General features: G+C 25.2%; 23 protein-coding genes. 14 read left to right on the top strand and 9 right to left on the bottom strand.

From position 1 onward, the window contains the following. Positions 1-73: 73 nt before the first annotated feature. The gene (locus CRU93_RS08785) at positions 74-466 is read right to left on the bottom strand and encodes a hypothetical protein (protein ID WP_129103827.1); all 393 of its coding nucleotides are present in this window, start codon (positions 464-466) and stop codon (positions 74-76) included. 86 nt (positions 467-552) lie between these two features. Here CRU93_RS08785 and argC point away from each other — a divergent pair, with 86 nt between their 5' ends. From argC to CRU93_RS08765, 4 genes are read left to right on the top strand one after another with little or no spacing between them, the layout of a single operon-like run. After that, on the top strand, positions 553-1,506 hold the full coding sequence (gene argC, locus CRU93_RS08780; protein ID WP_129103826.1) for an N-acetyl-gamma-glutamyl-phosphate reductase: 954 nt from the start codon (positions 553-555) through the stop codon (positions 1,504-1,506). 26 nt (positions 1,507-1,532) lie between these two features. Then, positions 1,533-2,486: an NAD(P)-dependent oxidoreductase gene (locus CRU93_RS08775; RefSeq protein WP_129103825.1), complete on the top strand. Its 954-nt coding sequence runs from the start codon at positions 1,533-1,535 to the stop codon at positions 2,484-2,486. A gap of 3 nt (positions 2,487-2,489) precedes the next feature. After that, positions 2,490-3,038 (top strand): dienelactone hydrolase family protein, encoded by a 549-nt coding sequence (locus CRU93_RS08770; protein WP_129103824.1) that lies wholly within the window; start codon positions 2,490-2,492, stop codon positions 3,036-3,038. A gap of 17 nt (positions 3,039-3,055) precedes the next feature. After that, complete coding sequence (locus CRU93_RS08765) at positions 3,056-3,850, top strand: PhzF family phenazine biosynthesis protein (protein WP_129103823.1); 795 nt, start codon at positions 3,056-3,058, stop codon at positions 3,848-3,850. Positions 3,851-3,886: 36 nt separating this feature from the next. On the opposite strand, the gene CRU93_RS08760 is transcribed toward CRU93_RS08765, so the two are convergent. Next, positions 3,887-4,732 carry a YitT family protein gene (locus tag CRU93_RS08760; RefSeq protein ID WP_129103822.1) on the bottom strand — a complete coding sequence of 282 codons (846 nt, stop codon included), beginning with the start codon at positions 4,730-4,732 and terminating at the stop codon, positions 3,887-3,889. A gap of 128 nt (positions 4,733-4,860) precedes the next feature. Between CRU93_RS08760 and CRU93_RS08755 the strand changes: the two genes are divergently transcribed. Further along, positions 4,861-5,556 carry an alpha/beta fold hydrolase gene (locus CRU93_RS08755; protein ID WP_129103821.1) on the top strand — a complete coding sequence of 232 codons (696 nt, stop codon included), beginning with the start codon at positions 4,861-4,863 and terminating at the stop codon, positions 5,554-5,556. Between the two features lie 11 nt (positions 5,557-5,567). On the opposite strand, the gene CRU93_RS08750 is transcribed toward CRU93_RS08755, so the two are convergent. Continuing rightward, entirely contained in the window at positions 5,568-6,263 is a 696-nt protein-coding gene (locus tag CRU93_RS08750) for a lysophospholipid acyltransferase family protein (protein ID WP_258238870.1), read from the bottom strand. Positions 6,264-6,389: 126 nt separating this feature from the next. Here CRU93_RS08750 and CRU93_RS08745 point away from each other — a divergent pair, with 126 nt between their 5' ends. Beyond that, a complete protein-coding gene (locus tag CRU93_RS08745; protein WP_129103820.1) occupies positions 6,390-6,884 on the top strand; it encodes a hypothetical protein in 495 nt (164 codons plus the stop codon). An 11-nt stretch (positions 6,885-6,895) separates the two neighbouring features. Here CRU93_RS08745 and CRU93_RS08740 read toward each other — a convergent pair whose 3' ends face one another. Continuing rightward, positions 6,896-7,180 (bottom strand): peptidylprolyl isomerase, encoded by a 285-nt coding sequence (locus CRU93_RS08740; RefSeq protein WP_129103819.1) that lies wholly within the window; start codon positions 7,178-7,180, stop codon positions 6,896-6,898. A 58-nt stretch (positions 7,181-7,238) separates the two neighbouring features. Here CRU93_RS08740 and hrpB point away from each other — a divergent pair, with 58 nt between their 5' ends. Further along, on the top strand, positions 7,239-9,677 hold the full coding sequence (gene hrpB / locus CRU93_RS08735; RefSeq protein ID WP_129103818.1) for an ATP-dependent helicase HrpB: 2,439 nt from the start codon (positions 7,239-7,241) through the stop codon (positions 9,675-9,677). Here the strand turns inward: hrpB and CRU93_RS08730 are convergent, their stop codons facing one another. Then, positions 9,678-9,863, bottom strand: coding sequence for a DUF2892 domain-containing protein (locus CRU93_RS08730; protein WP_129103817.1), 186 nt, complete (start codon positions 9,861-9,863; stop codon positions 9,678-9,680). Between the two features lie 69 nt (positions 9,864-9,932). Then, positions 9,933-10,628 carry a DNA/RNA nuclease SfsA gene (gene sfsA / locus CRU93_RS08725; RefSeq protein WP_129103816.1) on the bottom strand — a complete coding sequence of 232 codons (696 nt, stop codon included), beginning with the start codon at positions 10,626-10,628 and terminating at the stop codon, positions 9,933-9,935. Between the two features lie 106 nt (positions 10,629-10,734). Here sfsA and CRU93_RS08720 point away from each other — a divergent pair, with 106 nt between their 5' ends. From CRU93_RS08720 to CRU93_RS08700, 5 genes are all read left to right on the top strand, one after another. Then, entirely contained in the window at positions 10,735-11,292 is a 558-nt protein-coding gene (locus CRU93_RS08720) for a TetR/AcrR family transcriptional regulator (protein ID WP_164967657.1), read from the top strand. Positions 11,293-11,346: 54 nt separating this feature from the next. Next, the gene (locus CRU93_RS08715) at positions 11,347-11,817 is read left to right on the top strand and encodes a nuclear transport factor 2 family protein (RefSeq protein ID WP_129103814.1); all 471 of its coding nucleotides are present in this window, start codon (positions 11,347-11,349) and stop codon (positions 11,815-11,817) included. A 20-nt stretch (positions 11,818-11,837) separates the two neighbouring features. Beyond that, positions 11,838-12,305 (top strand): ribonuclease HI, encoded by a 468-nt coding sequence (locus tag CRU93_RS08710; protein WP_129103813.1) that lies wholly within the window; start codon positions 11,838-11,840, stop codon positions 12,303-12,305. Positions 12,306-12,468: 163 nt separating this feature from the next. Then, positions 12,469-13,125: a methyltransferase gene (locus CRU93_RS08705; RefSeq protein WP_129103812.1), complete on the top strand. Its 657-nt coding sequence runs from the start codon at positions 12,469-12,471 to the stop codon at positions 13,123-13,125. A 123-nt stretch (positions 13,126-13,248) separates the two neighbouring features. Then, positions 13,249-13,827, top strand: a complete 579-nt coding sequence (locus CRU93_RS08700) for a superoxide dismutase (protein WP_129103811.1) — start codon at positions 13,249-13,251, stop codon at positions 13,825-13,827. A gap of 15 nt (positions 13,828-13,842) precedes the next feature. Here CRU93_RS08700 and CRU93_RS08695 read toward each other — a convergent pair whose 3' ends face one another. Further along, the gene (locus CRU93_RS08695) at positions 13,843-15,207 is read right to left on the bottom strand and encodes an NAD(P)/FAD-dependent oxidoreductase (protein ID WP_129103810.1); all 1,365 of its coding nucleotides are present in this window, start codon (positions 15,205-15,207) and stop codon (positions 13,843-13,845) included. 79 nt (positions 15,208-15,286) lie between these two features. Here CRU93_RS08695 and CRU93_RS08690 point away from each other — a divergent pair, with 79 nt between their 5' ends. Then, positions 15,287-15,736: a hypothetical protein gene (locus CRU93_RS08690; protein WP_129103809.1), complete on the top strand. Its 450-nt coding sequence runs from the start codon at positions 15,287-15,289 to the stop codon at positions 15,734-15,736. Between the two features lie 20 nt (positions 15,737-15,756). Next, positions 15,757-17,301, top strand: coding sequence for a SulP family inorganic anion transporter (locus tag CRU93_RS08685; RefSeq protein WP_129103808.1), 1,545 nt, complete (start codon positions 15,757-15,759; stop codon positions 17,299-17,301). 5 nt (positions 17,302-17,306) lie between these two features. Here CRU93_RS08685 and CRU93_RS08680 read toward each other — a convergent pair whose 3' ends face one another. Together CRU93_RS08680 and CRU93_RS08675 are read right to left on the bottom strand one after the other, a co-directional pair. Next, positions 17,307-17,702, bottom strand: a complete 396-nt coding sequence (locus CRU93_RS08680; protein ID WP_129103807.1) for a DUF2391 family protein — start codon at positions 17,700-17,702, stop codon at positions 17,307-17,309. Next, positions 17,703-18,305: a hypothetical protein gene (locus tag CRU93_RS08675; protein WP_129103806.1), complete on the bottom strand. Its 603-nt coding sequence runs from the start codon at positions 18,303-18,305 to the stop codon at positions 17,703-17,705. Positions 18,306-18,456 lie beyond the last annotated feature (151 nt).

Here is an 18,456-nt window from a genome sequence, read left to right as displayed (position 1 = left end):
CTAGTGGAAAATAGCCATTTTATGGTGTTTTATAAAAAATAAAAAAGTTAGGTTTTATTATAGAATAAAAAAATTAACTTATTTTTCGTAGTATTTGATAATTTTTATAATAATTTATTGTATGAGTTAAAATAAGTATTGTAACTCCAAGTATCCAATATATAAACCATTGTGATATCATTCCTTTAAAACCATCTTCACTAAAATAATCGTATATTTCAAAAATTATAAAAAATATAACTGTTGATTTTAGTGAAACATTATTTGTGGGAATAAATTCTACTACTTGAAAATCTTTCAGTTTAAATTTAAAAAAACAAAAAGTTAGTGATACTATTGTAAATGCTATTATATAAATGTACTCTTTTGAAATTAGATTTATAGTTTTTTCTTCTCCAAATATATATAAATATGTGCATATCATAACTATAAATGTAGAAATGAAAAGATTTTTTTGATTGTTCAATGAAACTCCTTATTTTATAAAATCCTAATGAAAACAAATTTTAGATAAACTTGTGAAGTAATAATTATAATATTTTAGAGGTAAAAATGAAATATAAAATTTTTGTAGATGGACAATATGGTACAACAGGTCTAAAAATTCATGAAATGTTAGAAAATAGAGATGAAATAGAATTACTTACAATTAATGAAGAAGATAAAAAGAATGATGAAGTAAAAAAACAGTTATTAAATAGTGCAGATTTAGTTTTTTTATGTCTACCTGATGCTGCTTCAAAACACTCTGTTAGTTTAATATCAAATGAAAAAGTAAAAGTTATTGATGCAAGTACAGCACATAGAACAAATCCAAAATGGACATATGGTGTTCCTGAACTTACACCAACTCAAAGAGATGAGATAAAAAACTCAACTAAAGTTTGTGTTCCAGGATGTCATGCAAGTGGTTTAATAGTTGCAATGAAACCATTAATTAAAAAAGATATTTTAGATAAATCATATAAATTAATTTGTCACTCAATTACTGGATTTAGTGGTGGAGGAAAAGGTATGATTGATGATTATGAAAGCGGAAGCTTTGAAAATATAGCAGGTCAAAGACCATATTCATTAGGATTAAATCATAAGCATTTACCAGAAATGAAATATATGTTAGATTTAGATGAAGCTCCACTTTTTACGCCAAGTGTTGGTAACTTTAAACAAGGTATGCTTGTAATGAGTTATTTAGTTAAGAAAGATTTTAAAACAAAAGTTTCAAGAGAAGAGATACTAAATATATATAAAGAATATTATAAAGATGAAAAATTTATAAATATAATAGAAAATAATGACGAGTATTTAGATAATGGGTTATTAAATCCAATGAAATGTAATAATACAAATACATTAGAAATATCTGTATATGAAAATGAAACTGATATGGTAGTAATTTCAAGATTAGATAATCTTGGAAAAGGTGCATCAGGTGCAGCAGTTCAATGTATGAATATTATGTTAGGACTTGATGAAAAACAAGGTTTAAAATCAAAAGAAATATAAATATAATTTTTTAGGAGAGAGTATAAATGAATAAAGTTTATATAACTGATAAAGTTGTTGATCCTTATATTGAAAAAGATGTATTAGGTGATGAATTATCAGATAGTTTACATGAAGATATAGAAGTAATAATAGTTTGGCATAAACAAATTACAAAAGAGTTTGTAGATAAATTACCAAAATTAAAAGCAATGATTAGATATGGTGTTGGGTATGATGTTTTTCAAGAATTAGACTATTTTAAGCAAAAAGGAATTTACGCAGCAAATACTCCTGATTATGGTACAGATGAAGTTAGTGATAGTGCCATTGCAATGATTATGAATATTGCAAGAGGTATTTCAAGATATGATTATAAATGTAGAGATTATAGAGATTCTTGGCAAATAAATACACTAGATTATATAAAAAGAACAAGTGATTATAAACTTGGTGTAATTGGTGCAGGAAGAATTGGAGGAAGTGTTATTTTAAAAGCAAATGCACTTAGATTTCAAACACATTTTTATGATCCTTATTTATCAGCAGGAACAGAAAAAATGCTTGGAGCAAAAAGGTTTGATACACTTGATGAACTTTTGGAAACTTGCGATATTATCTCAATAAATTGTCCTTTAACTGATGAAACAAGAGCGATGATAGATGAAAAATTTATTGCAAAGATGAAAAAGGGTGCTTCTATTGTAAATACAGCACGTGGTGCAATTGTGAAAGATTTAGATGTTTTTTATGAACCTTTAAAAAGTGGACAATTAAATTGTGTAAACTTAGATGTATTACCAAATGAGCCAGCTGGTGATGGCTTAATGTTAGATGCATGGAGAGCCAAAGAACAATGGCTTGATGGAAGATTTATTATCAATCCGCATACAGCATTTTATAGTGATAAAGCAGAATTTGATATGAGAAATAAAGCTGCATTGAATGCAAAAAGAGTAATTGAAGGTAAAAAACCAATTAATATAGTTAATGGTTTATAAAATTTGAAAATTCTTGTTTTGACAGATATTTTTGGTAAAGTTTATTTGTCTAATGAATTAATAAACTTTACAAGTAATTTGAATATTTTAGATCCTTATGAAGATGAAAAACTCTTTTTTTTAGATGAACAAGAAGCTTATGAGAGTTTTATAAAAAAGTGCGGACATGAAAAATATTTTGAAAAAGCATTGAATATTTGTAAAAAAGAAAATATTGATGTTATTCTTGGATTTAGTGCAGGAGGAACTGTTGCATGGAGATTAGCTTCTTTACATTTGCATAATCTAAAAAAAGTAATATGTTTTTATCCTTCTTTAATTAGAAAATATTTGCAATTAGAACCAAAAGTTAATACGAATATATTTTTTGCAAAATATGAAAAATGCTTTGATACAAAACAAATATCAAATATTTTATTAGAAAAAGAAAATATAAAAGTTGAAATAAGTATATATAATCATGGTTTTATGAATAAAAAGTCAAAAAATTATAATAATATAGCATTTGAAAATTATTTAGAAAAACTAAAAAAAATGGTTTTTAATATTTAAAATAAATAAGGTATAAAATGAGATTAAAAATTGATATAGTAGATGCTTTTGCAGATGAATTATTTAAAGGAAATCAAGCAGCTGTAATTATTTTAAATGAGTGGTTAGATGAAAGTGTAATGCAAAATATTGCAATAGAAAACAATCTATCAGAAACTGCATTTTTAGTTCAAGATAAAGATGATATATACCATATAAGATGGTTTTCTCCTATTTGTGAAATAGAATTTTGTGGACATGCAACATTAGCAAGTTCTCATATTTTATTTTCTGAAAATAAACAGCTTAATAATTTAACATTTTTTGCAAAAGCTATTGGAGAGTTTGAAGTAAAAAAAGTTGATGATTTAATACAAATGGACTTCCCAAATAGAAAACCAGAATTTTTAGATGAAATGCCAAAAGATATAATAGAAGGTTTATCTATAACTCCTAAAGAGGTTTATAAAAGTGAACAAGCATATTTTGCTGTTTATGAGAAAAAAGAAGATGTTTTAAATGTAACATATAAAAGTGAGATTCTTAAAAAACTAGCACCTTTAGATGTAGTTGTAACAGCTTTAGATAATAGTGGTAAATATGATTTTATTTCTAGATATTTTTGGCCTGCAAATGGAGGAGATGAAGATCCAGTAACTGGTTCAATTCATGCAGGACTTGCTCCTTTATGGAAAGATAAATTAAATAAAAATAAACTTATTGCTCTTCAAGCTTCTAAAAGAACAGGGGTATTACATTGTGAAGTAAAAGATGATAGAGTATTAGTTAGTGGTAAAGCTATTAATTATTTACAAGGTTACATTGATATATAAAAATTTGTATCAATTTAAAATAGGCGTATGCCTATTTTAGTTTCCTCTTCCTAGCATCTCTGTTGCTTCTGTGATGATTAAAAAGCCTTCAGGATCTATTATTTTAACCATTTTTCTTAAATTTTGTAATTTACTTACTTCAACTACAATTAAAATCATTTTTTTATTTTCACCTTCAAAAAGTCCATCACCATTTATAATAGTACCTTTAGGACCTAGCTCTTCTCTTATTTTTACTTTTAATTCTTCTGTTTTATCTGTAACTAAATATACAACTTTTTTATCTAATCTACCAGTTAAAATAGTATCAATAACTTTTGATGTAACATAAATACTTACTATACTCCATAGTATTTTTTCTTTATTTTCTAATACTAGAAATGAAGATAAAATAATCATTGAATCAATTACAAGAAGTATAACTCCTGCTTTTATCTCTGTTTTTGTACTTACTATTCTAGCTACAATTGTAGAACCTCCTGCACTTGAATCAGCTTTTATAACTAATGTAATTCCAATTCCTATTAAAATACCACCAAAAATTGCACTAAGTGCTGAGTCATGAACTAATGCTGGAATATCTAGAAATTTATCAAAGTAATCTACAAAAACTGAAATTAGAATAAGAGTAATGATTGTTCTAATAGCAAACATCTTGCCTAAATACTTAATACCAATAAGTAAAAGAGGAATATTTATCAATATTATTAAAGTACCAATACTAAGTGGTGTAATATAATGAAGTAAAAGTGCAAAACCAGCTGTTCCTCCTGTAAGAAGTTCATTTGGTGAAAAAAATATGCTAACTGAAAGTGCTAATAAAATAGAGCCTATAATAATATACGTATAATTTCTTAACTCTTCTTTTATAAAAGAATTCATAGTTCTCCTAATGTATAATTTCTATTATTATAATTTATTTATGATCTATTTTGAACATTTTAGTGTTTAATTATTGTCACTTTTTAGAATAAATATGATATTTTAAAAAAAATACTTGAAGATGAGAGATGAAAGAGAAAATATATTTAATACCTGGACTTATGACAGATGAGAGATTATGGCAAAGATTAATACATTTATTAGATGATAAATTTGAATTTGTATATATCAAAATACCAAATAGTGAAGATTATGATGAAATAAATGAGATTTTAAATGAACAAATTGAAGATGAAAAAATTAATATTTTAGGTTTTTCTCTTGGAAGTTATATTGCTACATATTTTACAATAAAATATCCACATAGAGTAAAAAAACTTTTTAATCTTGCAGGAACACCAAGCAAAACAAACTCAATTGAGATATTTAGAAGAAAAGATAGAATTGAAGCAATTAAAAAAAATGGCTTTTCTTTGTTAGGCAAGAGAAAAGCAATCTCTTTATTAGAGAATAAAGATGATCAAATTGTAATTGATTTAATACAAAAAATGTATGAAGATTTAGGCAAAGATGTATTTTTAGCCCAATTAGCCTCTACATTAAATAGAGAAGATTTATACGAAAAAATAAGTAAACTTAAACATCCTATAAATTATTATTTTAGTAAAAATGACAGATTGTTAAATCATGATTCAATAGCAAAATTAGAGCAAATGAATTTAGAGAATATTGTAATAAAAAGTAGAGTAGGTAATAGTCATAATATACCTTTAGAAGATGCCCAAAATCTTAGTTTACAAATTATTGATTGGATGAATAGATAGTAAAAAACAGTTTAGATATTAAACTGTTTTTTATAATTTTCTTCTAAAGAGGTTCTATCTTTGTAACTAATAGGTTCACCCATTAAAACATCAATTTTTATGTTTTCTTTACCATTTTCTATTGCTTGTTTTAGTGCTTCATTTGCATTTGTTTTTATAAAAATTGGTAAAATATCTAATCTATTTTTTAAAGCAATTAATTTTGAACCATCTTTGAATCCATTTAATACTTCATTTGTAGTATTTCTTGTTCCTTCAGGAAAGATGAAAATTGAATGACCTTCTTTTACTATCTCTTTTGTTCTTTTGAAAAAATCAGACATATTACTTGATTCTCTATCAATTAATATTGACCCCGCATTTTTTGTAAAACTTCCAAAAAAAAGTGAATTGTATAACTCTTTTTTTGCTACCCAAAAACCTTTTATAGAACTGTTTTTTAAAGCAATTTCAATAATTAATGGATCAATTATACTTCTATGATTTGAAACCAATAAAAATTGTCCTGATGAAGGTATTTTATCTTTATTTAAAACATTTACACTAATGTTGAGTTTTTCTAAAAGTTTTGAAGAGTATTCTAACCTAAGGTTCATTTTCTCTTTTGAATTTTTAGTTTTTTTTAGTTTTAGTCCATACTTATTTGTCAAGAACATAGCATAAAGTGCTATTTTAGTTTTTTTTAGATTTAGAAATATTTTGATCACCTCTTTTCTTTTTTGTATTTAAACAAATTTTATCTTTTATTTTTATTATACCAAAGAATTATGACAATAAAAAAACTTTTATTATATATAAGCTAAAAACAACAATAAATAATATAAAATATTTTCATGGAAAAAGAACAATTAATAAGACAAAAATTTCAAAAAGATGGTTTAGTTGATGCCATATCAAAATATCAAATATATTATCAAATGGCTTTAGGAACTCTTGTAAGAGAGACTTGTTTTGATGAAGATGAAATGGCTTCAAAACTTGAAGAGTTAAGTCTTGATATAAATGTTGAAAATGTATTAAATGTAATGATTAAATTAATTACAAATTTTCATGATGATGAAGATTTTGAACAGATATATGAAGATAACTTGAAAGTAAATGCCTTTTTGCATGCTTTAAAAGATTTTGTTGATAATAATAAAGATTTGACAAATAAAGATAAAGTTTATGATTCTTATCATGAGAAGATTATGAATGATGGTTTTTTTGATGTAAAGATGCAACTTCAATTTGCTGATGAATTAGAAGACAGAAAAGCATATTGGAAAGATTTAATAACAAATAGTGTTTCAAAAGAGGTTTTAGCTTCAGCTTTATCTCTTGCGTAAGAAGAATCTCTTTAGATTCTTCCTGTTATTTCTATTAGATGAAATCCAAATTCAGTTTCAACTGGTCCATGAACTTTGTTTAACTCTTTGTTAAAAACTACTTCATCAAACTCTTTTACCATATCACCTTTTTTAAACATTCCAAGCTCTCCACCTTTTTTACCTGATGGACACTTTGAAAACTTTTTTGCAGCCTTTTCAAAAGTTATCTCTTTATTTGATATCTCTTTTTTTAATTTTTTTGCTAGTTTTTCAGTTGTAACTAAAATATGTCTAGCTGTTGCTTGTTTTGCCATAATTATCCTTTTTAATATGAAATATTAGCTAAAAGATTTTTTAAGTATAATTATATTGATGAATAAACTACCAATATATGAAGTCTTAGATGATTTAAAATCAAAACTAAATGAAAACAACAGAATAATCCTTCAAGCTACAACTGGTGTAGGTAAAAGTACAGTTGTTCCAATTGAGCTTTTACAAGAACAATATATAAAAAATAAAAAAATTATAGTATTAGAACCAAGAAGAGTAGCCGCAAGAGTAGTTGCAACGCGTCTTGCAAAGAACTTAGGGGAAGAAGTAGGAAAAACTGTAGGTTATCAAGTGAAACTAGATAGTTGTTTTTGTGATGAAACAAAGATTTTAGTTGTTACAGAAGCTATTTTAATTAGGAAAATACAAGCAAGTCAAAGTTTAGATGATATTGGATTGATTATCTTTGATGAATTTCATGAAAGAAGTATTTATACTGATTTATCTTTGGCTTTTTGTTTACAAATACAAGAGTTTTTAAGAGACGATTTAAAACTTTTAATAATGTCTGCAACATTAAATTGCGAAAAATTGTCTAGTTTTTTACAAGCTTCAATAGTTACATCAATTGCTAAAAATTATGAAGTAAAAACTATTTATTTAGATCCAAATATAAAACAGCCAAGTTATGATGATTTAACTCTTGTAATGCAAACTATTAATAAAGCTGTAAAGAGTAGTAAAAAAGATATTTTAGTTTTTTTACCTGGATTTAAACAAATAATGGAAGTAAAAAATAGTTTAAAATTGAGTGATGATATTTTGGTTTTACCTTTGTATTCCAATCTTGATAAAAAACAACAAGATTTAGCAATAAATAAACAAGAGAAAAGAAAAGTCATTTTAGCTACTAATGTTGCTCAAACTTCTTTGACAATAGAAGGTGTAAATATAGTAATTGATACGGGATTAGAAAAAATATCAAGATATGATAGTTCAACTGGTATGAACCATTTAGAATTATGTTTTATTTCCTTAGAATCTGCTACTCAAAGACAAGGAAGAGCAGGGCGATTGGAAGAAGGAACTTGTTATAAGTTGTGGCACAAATCAAAGATTTTAGAAAAAAGTTCAAAACCTGAGATATTAAGAACTGATTTGACTCAGACATTATTAGAATTATCTTTATGGCAAATTGATAGTTTTGAAGATTTAAAATGGCTTGATATTCCTGATGAAATTTCAATATTACATGCAAAAAAACTTTTAATAGATTTAAAAATGATTGATGAAAAATATAATATAACTTCTTTTGGTAAAAAAGCTATAAGTTTAGGAATTCACCCAAGATTTGCATACATGATTTTAAAAGCAAATGAGTTGGGTTTTGCTTATGAAGCTTCACTTTTAGCTTCAATATTAAATACTAATAATTTAGAAGGTGATATTTATAATACTTTTGTTGATTGTTATGAATATGGTAATAATAATGCTATTTTAAAAGAATCAAGACTATATTTAAAAAAATTAGAAAAAATACAAAAAATTAAAAAAGAAAAATTTGATTATGAAATGCTAGGAGTTTTGGCTCTTTATGCTTATCCTGATAGGTTGGCAAAAATTAGAGATGAAAATGATATTAGGTATAAACTTAGTAATAATAAAGGTGCAAAACTTCATAAAAATAGTTATTTATTTAATGAAAAATTTTTAGTTGCAGTTAATATAAATGCTAAGTCAAAAGATTCTTTTATAATTCAAGCATTAAAAATAAAACTTGCTAATATTTTAAAATATTTTAAAGAATTTGTAAAAATACAGCAAATAGTGAATTTTGATAGACAATTAAACAAACTTATTGCTAAAGAGTTTACTACATTTTTAGATTTGTCTTTAAGTTCTCAACCTTTAAAAATACAAAATAATAAAATACCTAGTTTGATACTTAATCTTATAAAAACAGAAGGGTTGGAGTTATTAAACTGGGATAAAAAAGCAATATCATTAAAACAAAGAGTTGAGTTTGTAAATAAAAATAATCGTAGTTTAAATTTTCCATCTTTTTGTAATGATGAATTAATTAATACTTTAGACGAGTGGCTTGAAATATATTTATTAAACATTAAATCAGTTGATGAACTAAAAAAATTAGATTTATATAATATTTTGATTAATCGTTTATCTTGGGAACAACAGCAAAATTTAGAAAAATTAGCTCCAGTTTTTTTTGATGCTCCAAGTGGTTCAAAAATAAAAATAAATTACACAGATATAAATAAACCAAAAATAAGTATTAAAATACAAGAGATATTTGGTACTTATGAAACACCAAAAGTTTTAGATGGAAAAATTCCTTTACAAATAGAGTTATTAACTCCTGCTTTAAGACCTATACAAATTACGTATGATTTAAAAAGTTTTTGGCAAAACTCTTATGCTGAGGTAAGAAAAGAACTTAGGGGAAAATATAAAAAGCACTATTGGCCAGAAAATCCCCATGAAGCTCAAGCTACAAATAAAACAAAGAAAAAAATGTAGTTAATTAATACTACATTTTTTTGTAATTTTACATAATGGACAAAAGTTTGTAAGTCCAATAATTAAAGGAATTACTCCTAAATAAAACCAATAAATTCCTGTAACAATTCCTGCAATAATTAAAGCAATTCCTAGAAAAATTCTAAAAGTTCTGCAAAAATTTCTAATTTTGTCAAATTTATTCATATAAGTTTCCTTTATAAAAGATATATAATTATATGTTATGTATCTTTAAAGTAATATTATAAGAAAAAATTATATAATTTCTTTTCTTTTACTTATATATATCTCATTAAAATTTATATTTGATTGGTACACTATAACTTCTACTCCATCTTTTATTACTTCTTGAAATGTTTCATAATATTTTAAATCAATCTCTTTTGCAAGTCTAAAATTTTCATTATCAGTTCTTTGAATAACATATAACATTACAGCTCTATGACCTTGTTTTGCCATATCTCTTAATTCATTTAAGTGTTTTGTTCCTCTTGTCGTAACTGCATCTGGAAAAGCTAATGTATCATTTAGTTTTAAACTTACACTTTTTACTTCCACGTAACATTTTTTATCACTGTTTTCATTTTCTAATAAAATATCAATCCTACTATTTTGTCCATATTTTTGTTCTGGTTTTAAACTATCATAACCTTGAAGCTCTTTTATTGTTCCATTTTTTATAGCTTCAATTGCAATTTTATTTGCAACACCTGTGTTTGTACAAATTAAGTTTTCACCCATTTTTGTTAGTTCTAAAGTGTACTTTAATTTTCTTTTTGGGTTATCATGAAAAGTTACCCAAACAGGGCAATTTTCTTCAATACATGAAGTCATGGCTCCACTATTTGGTACATGGGCTGTTATCTCTTCACCATTATTTAGTTTTATATCTGCTAAAAATCTTTTATATCTTTTTATTAGCTTACCTTCATATAGTTTTTCAAATTTCATAAATTACCTTTTAATTTTTTATATTTTATATAAGTTTACTTATTGTTTCTTGACAATTATAAATAATATTGCTAAAATTTTGCCAAACAATCGTTTGGGAAAAACTATGGCAATAAAAAAAACATCAAAAGAAGAGATTCTTAAAAATTCAATTCATCTTTTTAAAGTAAATGGTTATTATAACACTTCAATGGCAAATATTGCTGATGCATGTGGATTAATAAAAGGAAGTATTTACCACCATTTTAAAAGTAAAGATGAAATAGGCATAGAGTCATTAAAATATATACATAGTTATTTTATTAATAATATATATTCTATTTCTTATAAAGATGAGTTAACAGCAAAGGATAAATTGAAACTTTTTGTAAAAAAAGTTGATGAATATTTTTTAAATAGTGAAGGTGGTTGTTTATTAGGAAATCTTGCATTGGAAACATCACTTCAAAATGAAGTATTTGCTAAAGAGATAAGAAGTTATTTTTTAAATTGGCAAAATTCTTTGAGTAATATATTGGAAAATAAATATAATAAAGAAGAAGCAATTTTACTATCAAAAAAATATGTAGCTTTAACTCAAGGAGCAATAATGATGATGAATCTATATGATAAAAAAGAAGATTATTTAAGAGTAGGTGAAGAAATTATTAGTCTTTTTGACTAATATTTTTTTTGTATTTAAAATCAAACAATCGTTTGGTTAATAAAAGGAAAAATTATGAAAATTCAAAAAAAACCATTACCACCATTTAATTTAGAAGGTGCAATAAAAAAAGCAAGATTAGCTGAAAATGCTTGGAATAGTAAAAATGCAGAAAATATAAGTCTTTCATACACAATAGATAGTTATTGGCGAAATAGAGATCAATTTATAAATGGAAGAGAACAAATTGTTGATTTTTTAAAAAATAAGTTTGAAAAAGAGTTAAATTATAAATTGATAAAAGAACTTTGGGCTTATACAGAAAACAAAATTGCAGTTAGATTTGCATATGAATGGTGCGATGAAAATAATCAATGGTATAGAAGTTATGGAAATGAAAATTGGGAATTTGATGAAAATGGTCTTATGCAAAAAAGATTTGCTTGTATAAATGATATAAAAATCAATGAACAAGATAGAAAGCTTCTTTGGGAAACAGATGTAAGACCGGATGATTATCCTTGTATGAGCAAGTTAGGTTTATAGTTTTAATGTTATAATTTAACATGAATAAAAAATATAAACTTTTTGTAGATGGAAGTGTAAATCCTCAGAAGAAGATTGGTTTTGGTTCTTATTTACTTTGTGAAGAAATAGTAAATTGTGATAAGAAGTTAATTAAATCAAAATTTTTTGAAGATACTTCTTCTACAAAATTAGAAGTGCAAACTTTTTTGTGGGCTTTAAAAGATATAGATTTGAAACATAAATTTATAGTATATACTGATTGTCAAAATATCTTGTCTTTATTAAATAGAAAAGAAAAATTACAATCAAATAATTATCTAACAAAAACAGGAAAAGAAGTTAAAAATAAAGAACTTTATAAAGAGTTTTTTTTATTATATGAAAAGTACGACTTTGAAATTATAAAGATAAAAGGACATAAAAAAAGTGAAACAAAAGATGAAATAGATAAAATATTTTCTTTTGTAGATAAGGCTTCAAGGTTAAAATTAAGGCAATTAGATTAATTATTATTTGCTATTATCTTATATTTTAGCTATGATGAAGTAATTGAAAAACTGGTTTTTATCAAATAAATTCTGCCTAACTACATAACTACTTAAGTAAAATCTACTTCCTAATACCACGATTAATACATTTCAATTATTATATAAATTAAGGTATTTTATTATGTTTCAACATGACAATTATAGGGTCAGATACGCAACAGTGGAGATTGAATCTTTCGATATACATTTAACAATGTTAAGGGATAATCAACAATTTTATGATAAAAATCATATTGCAGAAGATATGGGGATTTCTTCTGCACAGTGGCCATTATTTGGTATTGTTTGGGATTCTTCAAAAGTTTTATCACATTTAATGGCATCATATAATATTAAAAATAAACGTATATTAGAATTAGGTTGTGGGTTAGGGTTAGCTAGTTTACTATTAAATGAAAGAGATGCTGATATAACTGCAACAGATTATCATCCAGAGGTGGGGCGATTTTTAAAATACAATTGCTCATTAAATAGTAATCATAATATTCCTTACTTTCAAGCAGATTGGCATAATAAAAAGCTTGTTACAAATAAATTTGATCTTATTATAGGAAGTGATGTTTTATATGAAAGAACTCATGTAGATTTATTATCTTCTTTTATTAATCTTTATGCAAATGAAAAATGTGAAATAATAATTGTTGATCCAGGTAGGGGAAATCATAATACATTTTGTAAAAAAATGAGTACATATGGATTTAGTTCTGAATTTAAAAAACCTACAGCTTCTTATTTAGACAAACCTTTTAAAGGAAGAATCCTTTATTTAACAAGATAACAGGCTTTCTTATATAGGACAAAAATTGTCTTAAAATAAAAATTAGTTTCTATGTATAATAATTCTTTTAAGCTTTTAATTGTATTCTGAAAGTACAAAAACAAATTTAACAAAGGATTAAAAATGAAACATGAATTAATGACTTTACCTTATAGCTTAGATGCTTTAGCACCTTTAATGTCTAAAGAGACTTTAGAATTTCATTATGGTAAACACCATCAAACATATGTAAATAAATTAAATGAATTAATTGCAGGTACAAAGCACGAAGATTCAAGTTTAGAAGATATTATTAAAGATTCAGAAGGTGGGGTTTTTAACAATGCTGCACAAGTATTTAATCATGATTTCTTCTGGAATAGTTTAACTCCTAATGAAACAACAGTTTCATCTGAATTAGAAGCTGCATTAGTTGAAAATTTTGGTTCTGTTGAAGAGTTTAAAACTGAATTTACAAATAAAGCCGTTACACACTTTGGTTCAGGTTGGGCATGGTTAGTAAAAGATGCAAGTGGAAAACTAAGTATTATTTCAACTCCAAATGCTGCAACACCAATTACTGAAGGTTTAACACCACTATTAACATGTGATGTTTGGGAACATGCATACTATATTGACTGTAGAAATGCAAGACCAGCATATTTAGAAAATTTCTGGAAATTAGTTAATTGGGATTTCGTAGCTGAAAATCTTGCAAAATAACTAAGCAATAAAAAGTCACGATTCTTGTGACTTTTTATACTCTTCAATAACTTTTACTGCATTTACAGCAGCTGGCAATAAAACTTCACTTAATGCAGGATGAATATATAGCATATCTTTTAAGTGTCTTATATCGTTTTCTATGTGCATTATTGCAAGGACTTGATGAATAATTGTTGCACTTTCAAAACCAATTAAATGACAACCTAAAATTTCATATGTATAAGGATTTAATATAAATTTTGTTTTTGGATAATCTATTTTTAAAGATTTAGCTTTTGCACTTGCTTTCCAACTTGTAGTTGATATTACATAATTTAAATTCAGTTCTTTAGCTTTTTGCTCTGTGAATCCAACGCTTGCAACTTCAGGATTTGAAAATACTGCGTGTGGCATATATTTAAATTTTAATGGCTTATTCTCTTCTTCAAAAAGTATTTTGAAAAGATAGTTTACTTCATATGCAGCGGCGTGTTGAAGCATATTCTCTCCACTTGCATCACCTACAACATAAACACCTTTTACATCAGTTTGGAAAAATTCGTCTCTTTTTATGAAACCTCTTTTTGTTAGTTTAATATCTGTATTTTCTAAATTTAATGTATCTGCATTTGAAACTCTTCCAATGGCATAAAGAAGAGCTTGGGTTTGAATAAAGTTACCATCTTCTAATTCTATATCAAAATAATCTTCTTTTTGTTTTGCTTCTTTTATAGATGAATTAAATCTTACATCTACATTTTTTGTATATTCATTTTTGAAAATCTCTTGAATATCTTTATCTTCATTTTCAAGTAAAGTTTCTCCTCTTACTAATTGAATAGTTTTTACTTCAATAGCATCAAAGAAATTTGCTAATTCACATGCTATAAATCCAGCACCTACAATAGTAATGGATTTAGGTATTTTTTCTAAAGGAAAAATATCATCACTAGTCCAAGATTCTTTTGTTAAAGGTTCAGCCGGTCTTGAACCTGTTGAGATGACAATATTTTCTGCAGTAATTTTATCTTCATTTATTTGTATTATTTTATTTTCAATAAATGAAGCTTCACCCTTATAAACGGTAACATTTTCATTAAATTTTTTTTCGTAAAAACTTTCTACTGAATCAATATAATCATTTGTATCTTCAAATATTTTTTCTTTGTCAATAGTATCAATATAAGAGTTTATATAGTGTTTTTTTGATGATTTTATTTCTCTTATTTTATTTGCATAACCAATCAAAAGTTTTGAAGGAACACAACCTCTATTGGGGCAAGTTCCACCTAATTTGTCTTTTTCTATAATAGCAACTTTTTTCCCAAGTTTTGCTGCTTTTACTGCTAAATTACTTCCTCTTCCTGCTCCAATTACTATTAAATCAAATATTTTCATTTTCAAATCCTTTGAGTCTTAAACTATTTTTCCACAAAAATCTTTTAAAATTATTGTATCAAATAAAAAAGGAAATACAATGAAAAAAGTTTTTATATTGATATTTTTTATTTCAGGGGTAATCTTTGCTAAAAATAGTTCTTTTTTGACAGATGAAATTGAAGACTTTAATAATTCAATGCCTTTTAGTATAGAAAAAGGATCTTTAAAAGTAGATGCTTTAGGAAATGTTATTGATGGTAAATATAAACTAAAAAAAAGTGATGTTTTATTTATTGGAAATAACCAATATAAAATAAATCTAACTTTTGAAAGAAGAAAAAATAGATTTTTAAAATTTAAACAAAAAAGAGTGGTTTATGTATTGATAAATGATTCTAAATTTTGGATTAAATATAAAAATAAAGTAGTTAAATATAAGCTTTTTAGTGATAGATATATAACAAAAGAAAAAATACACTATAAGGAAAAAAGGAGTACACTTCACGTCAAGATAAATAAGTTAAAGTTATTTTTATCTTTTAGATAAGTTATAAAAGGAATGAATAATTGTCAAATTTAAAAGGTGATTTTTTTGGTGGTTTAACAGCTGCAATTATAGCACTACCATTAGCTCTAGCTTTTGGAGTAGCAAGTGGAGCAGGTGCAGTTGCTGGACTTTATGGGGCAATAGTATTAGGTTTCTTTGCTTCTTTATTCGGAGGTACTTCTTCACAGATTTCAGGTCCTACTGGACCTATGACTGTTGTAATGGCAAGTACAATTACTGTTTTTCATAATGATTTAAAAGCTGTAATGTGTGTAGTTTTTCTTGCTGGAGTATTTCAAATATTGTTTGGTGTTTTTAAAATTGGTAAATTTGTAAGATATATACCTTATCCAGTTATTTCAGGTTTTATGAGTGGAATTGGAATAATTATAATAATTCTACAAATAAATCCTTTTGTTGGTGTTGATGCACATAGTTCAATTATACAAACAGTATCACATTTAGGTGATACCTTTTCAAATATGAATTATAAGGCATTGTTATTATCTTCTTTAACTTTAGCAATAATGTTAGGAACTCCTAAAAAAATAGCAAATATAATTCCACCTGCATTATTAGCATTAACTTCTATGACTATTCTTAGTATTGTATTGAATTTTGATATTAAGACTATAGGTGAAATTCCTACTTCTATTCCTGAATTTGTAATACCTTCATTTGACTTTGCAAAAAGTAAAGATATTATAGTATTAGCTATAACTTTAGCTTTATTAGGGACTATTGATACTTTATTAACTTCTTTGGTTGCAGATTCTATTACGAAAACAAAACATAATTCAAATAAAGAATTAATTGGTCAAGGTATTGGTAATACTTTAGTATCTTTAATAGGTGGTATTCCAGGCGCAGGTGCTACAATGAGAACAGTAGTAAATGTTAAAAGTGGTGGAAGAACTAAATTATCTGGAATAATCCATGCAGTAGTTTTATTATTGATTGTACTATTTTTAGCTCCTATTGCTTCAAAAATACCTCTTGCAGTTCTTGCTGGTATTTTAATGAAAGTAGGATTAGATATATTAGATTATAAATTCTTGAAAGTTGCAAGATTTGCTCCTAGAAATGATATGATTGTAATGGTTATAGTTTTTATTTTAACAGTATTTGTTGATTTAATTATGGCAGTTGGAGTGGGAATAACTCTTGCTTCTTTATTAATTGTTTATAGAATATCAAAAGAAGCTAATTTAAAGATTTCCTTAGAAAAAAATATACAGAATAAAAATATAAATGAAGAAGATAGTAAAGTTCGAGTATTGGATATAAATGGAGCTTTTTTCTTTGGTTCTGCATCTTTTTTTGAAGAAGAAATAAATAAACTTTTAGATACAAAGAAATTAGTTATAAATTGTAAAAATGTACCTTTTATGGATATATCTGCAATTTTTACTTTGGAAGAATTGATTTTAAAATTGAAAGATTTGGGTATAGATATATGCCTAGTTTTAAAACAAAGACATATTAAAAAGATTGAATCATTAGATAAGTCTAATATATTTAAAGATGTATCTATTTTTGAAAAAGTTCAAGATGCATTAGAATAAGGAGTTTACTCCTTATCTAATCCATCTACGATTATTGCTCCAATTGATGCTGGCATTGATATTACAATTACTCTTTTTATTGATAATAAAATATCAGTAAAAATTGGTAATTTATGCAAAGCAAACAAAGTTAAAGCTACTACTAGCATAGTAATCAAATAAGCAATAATTATTCTAAATAAAAATACTAAAAATCTTGATTTTATATTTGATTGAAAAATACTTCCATAAACATAAAAACTAAGAAAAAATATAGTTAAAACTGCTAATAAAATTAGATTTAATTCGGGTAAAGTTTCAGCAATATTCCAAGCTTCTTGTGAAAAACAAATAGGAACACAAAGGGCAAATGCTCCAATAATAAGCTGAGAAATATCTTCTAAATTAAATCTTAAATTCATTTATTTTTCCTTTTTTATATCTTCAAAGTCTTCTCTTACTTTATCAATATTTTCTTGATATGATTTTGCATCACCATAATCAAAAAATTTATTATATCGTGAGTGATTATCATGCATTTTTTCTGCGTGTTTGATAGGACACCAATATTGTTCTGTTCTTCCTGCAACTTCTCTTACATATCCCATAAGTCCATTGAAATATTCACAATATAAGCAATTTATCTGTTGTATTTTATTTAAATAAAAAAGATTATATCTATCAATAATTATATACTCTTTTCTAATTACTTTTGGAATTCTATAAATAGGAAAACATATATTTTGATATAAAGTAACAAATATATCTAATAAAAATGCTGGTATTAAAACTGACCATATAATAGGAATAGTTAAGATTATGCTAACTCTTTCTCTCCATAAATATTTAAAAGAGTTCATAACTTTACTTTTATATTTATTTATATAATCCCTATCAAATTGGAATTTATTAAAAGCTTTTCTAAAGTGAAAACTATGTTTATTTTTTTCATATTCTTGTTTTAATTCTTCTTCTAAACCCTTTATCTTTTCATAAATTTCATTTATTTTACTGCTATTTGACATCTTATCCCTTATATTGTTTTAAAAATAGTAGCTATTAATTACTTAACTATTTGTTATTATTCATTAATTAACTATAATAAATTTAATATTATTCAAAATAAGAAAAAGATATCTTTTAATAGAAAAATAATTTTGAGTCTAAGTTTATTTA

Origin of the sequence: Arcobacter sp. CECT 8985 (assembly GCF_004116495.1) — a bacterium.
In the GTDB taxonomy this organism is placed as follows: Bacteria; Campylobacterota; Campylobacteria; order Campylobacterales; family Arcobacteraceae; genus Malaciobacter.
This window is presented reverse-complemented; position numbering and strand designations above follow the sequence as displayed.

What these genes read in the sequence shown, in the direction of transcription:
- CRU93_RS08705 (WP_129103812.1), top strand. Translation starts at nt 12,469, where the DNA reads ATGTTTCAACATGACAATTATAGGGTCAGATACGCAACAGTGGAGATT.
- CRU93_RS08695 (WP_129103810.1), bottom strand. Translation starts at nt 15,207, where the DNA reads ATGAAAATATTTGATTTAATAGTAATTGGAGCAGGAAGAGGAAGTAAT.
- CRU93_RS08765 (WP_129103823.1), top strand. Translation starts at nt 3,056, where the DNA reads ATGAGATTAAAAATTGATATAGTAGATGCTTTTGCAGATGAATTATTT.
- CRU93_RS08775 (WP_129103825.1), top strand. Translation starts at nt 1,533, where the DNA reads ATGAATAAAGTTTATATAACTGATAAAGTTGTTGATCCTTATATTGAA.
- CRU93_RS08755 (WP_129103821.1), top strand. Translation starts at nt 4,861, where the DNA reads ATGAAAGAGAAAATATATTTAATACCTGGACTTATGACAGATGAGAGA.
- CRU93_RS08710 (WP_129103813.1), top strand. Translation starts at nt 11,838, where the DNA reads ATGAATAAAAAATATAAACTTTTTGTAGATGGAAGTGTAAATCCTCAG.
- CRU93_RS08690 (WP_129103809.1), top strand. Translation starts at nt 15,287, where the DNA reads ATGAAAAAAGTTTTTATATTGATATTTTTTATTTCAGGGGTAATCTTT.
- sfsA (WP_129103816.1), bottom strand. Translation starts at nt 10,628, where the DNA reads ATGAAATTTGAAAAACTATATGAAGGTAAGCTAATAAAAAGATATAAA.
- hrpB (WP_129103818.1), top strand. Translation starts at nt 7,239, where the DNA reads ATGAATAAACTACCAATATATGAAGTCTTAGATGATTTAAAATCAAAA.
- CRU93_RS08730 (WP_129103817.1), bottom strand. Translation starts at nt 9,863, where the DNA reads ATGAATAAATTTGACAAAATTAGAAATTTTTGCAGAACTTTTAGAATT.
- argC (WP_129103826.1), top strand. Translation starts at nt 553, where the DNA reads ATGAAATATAAAATTTTTGTAGATGGACAATATGGTACAACAGGTCTA.
- CRU93_RS08760 (WP_129103822.1), bottom strand. Translation starts at nt 4,732, where the DNA reads ATGAATTCTTTTATAAAAGAAGAGTTAAGAAATTATACGTATATTATT.
- CRU93_RS08720 (WP_164967657.1), top strand. Translation starts at nt 10,735, where the DNA reads ATGGCAATAAAAAAAACATCAAAAGAAGAGATTCTTAAAAATTCAATT.
- CRU93_RS08700 (WP_129103811.1), top strand. Translation starts at nt 13,249, where the DNA reads ATGAAACATGAATTAATGACTTTACCTTATAGCTTAGATGCTTTAGCA.
- CRU93_RS08675 (WP_129103806.1), bottom strand. Translation starts at nt 18,305, where the DNA reads ATGTCAAATAGCAGTAAAATAAATGAAATTTATGAAAAGATAAAGGGT.
- CRU93_RS08680 (WP_129103807.1), bottom strand. Translation starts at nt 17,702, where the DNA reads ATGAATTTAAGATTTAATTTAGAAGATATTTCTCAGCTTATTATTGGA.
- CRU93_RS08740 (WP_129103819.1), bottom strand. Translation starts at nt 7,180, where the DNA reads ATGGCAAAACAAGCAACAGCTAGACATATTTTAGTTACAACTGAAAAA.
- CRU93_RS08715 (WP_129103814.1), top strand. Translation starts at nt 11,347, where the DNA reads ATGAAAATTCAAAAAAAACCATTACCACCATTTAATTTAGAAGGTGCA.
- CRU93_RS08745 (WP_129103820.1), top strand. Translation starts at nt 6,390, where the DNA reads ATGGAAAAAGAACAATTAATAAGACAAAAATTTCAAAAAGATGGTTTA.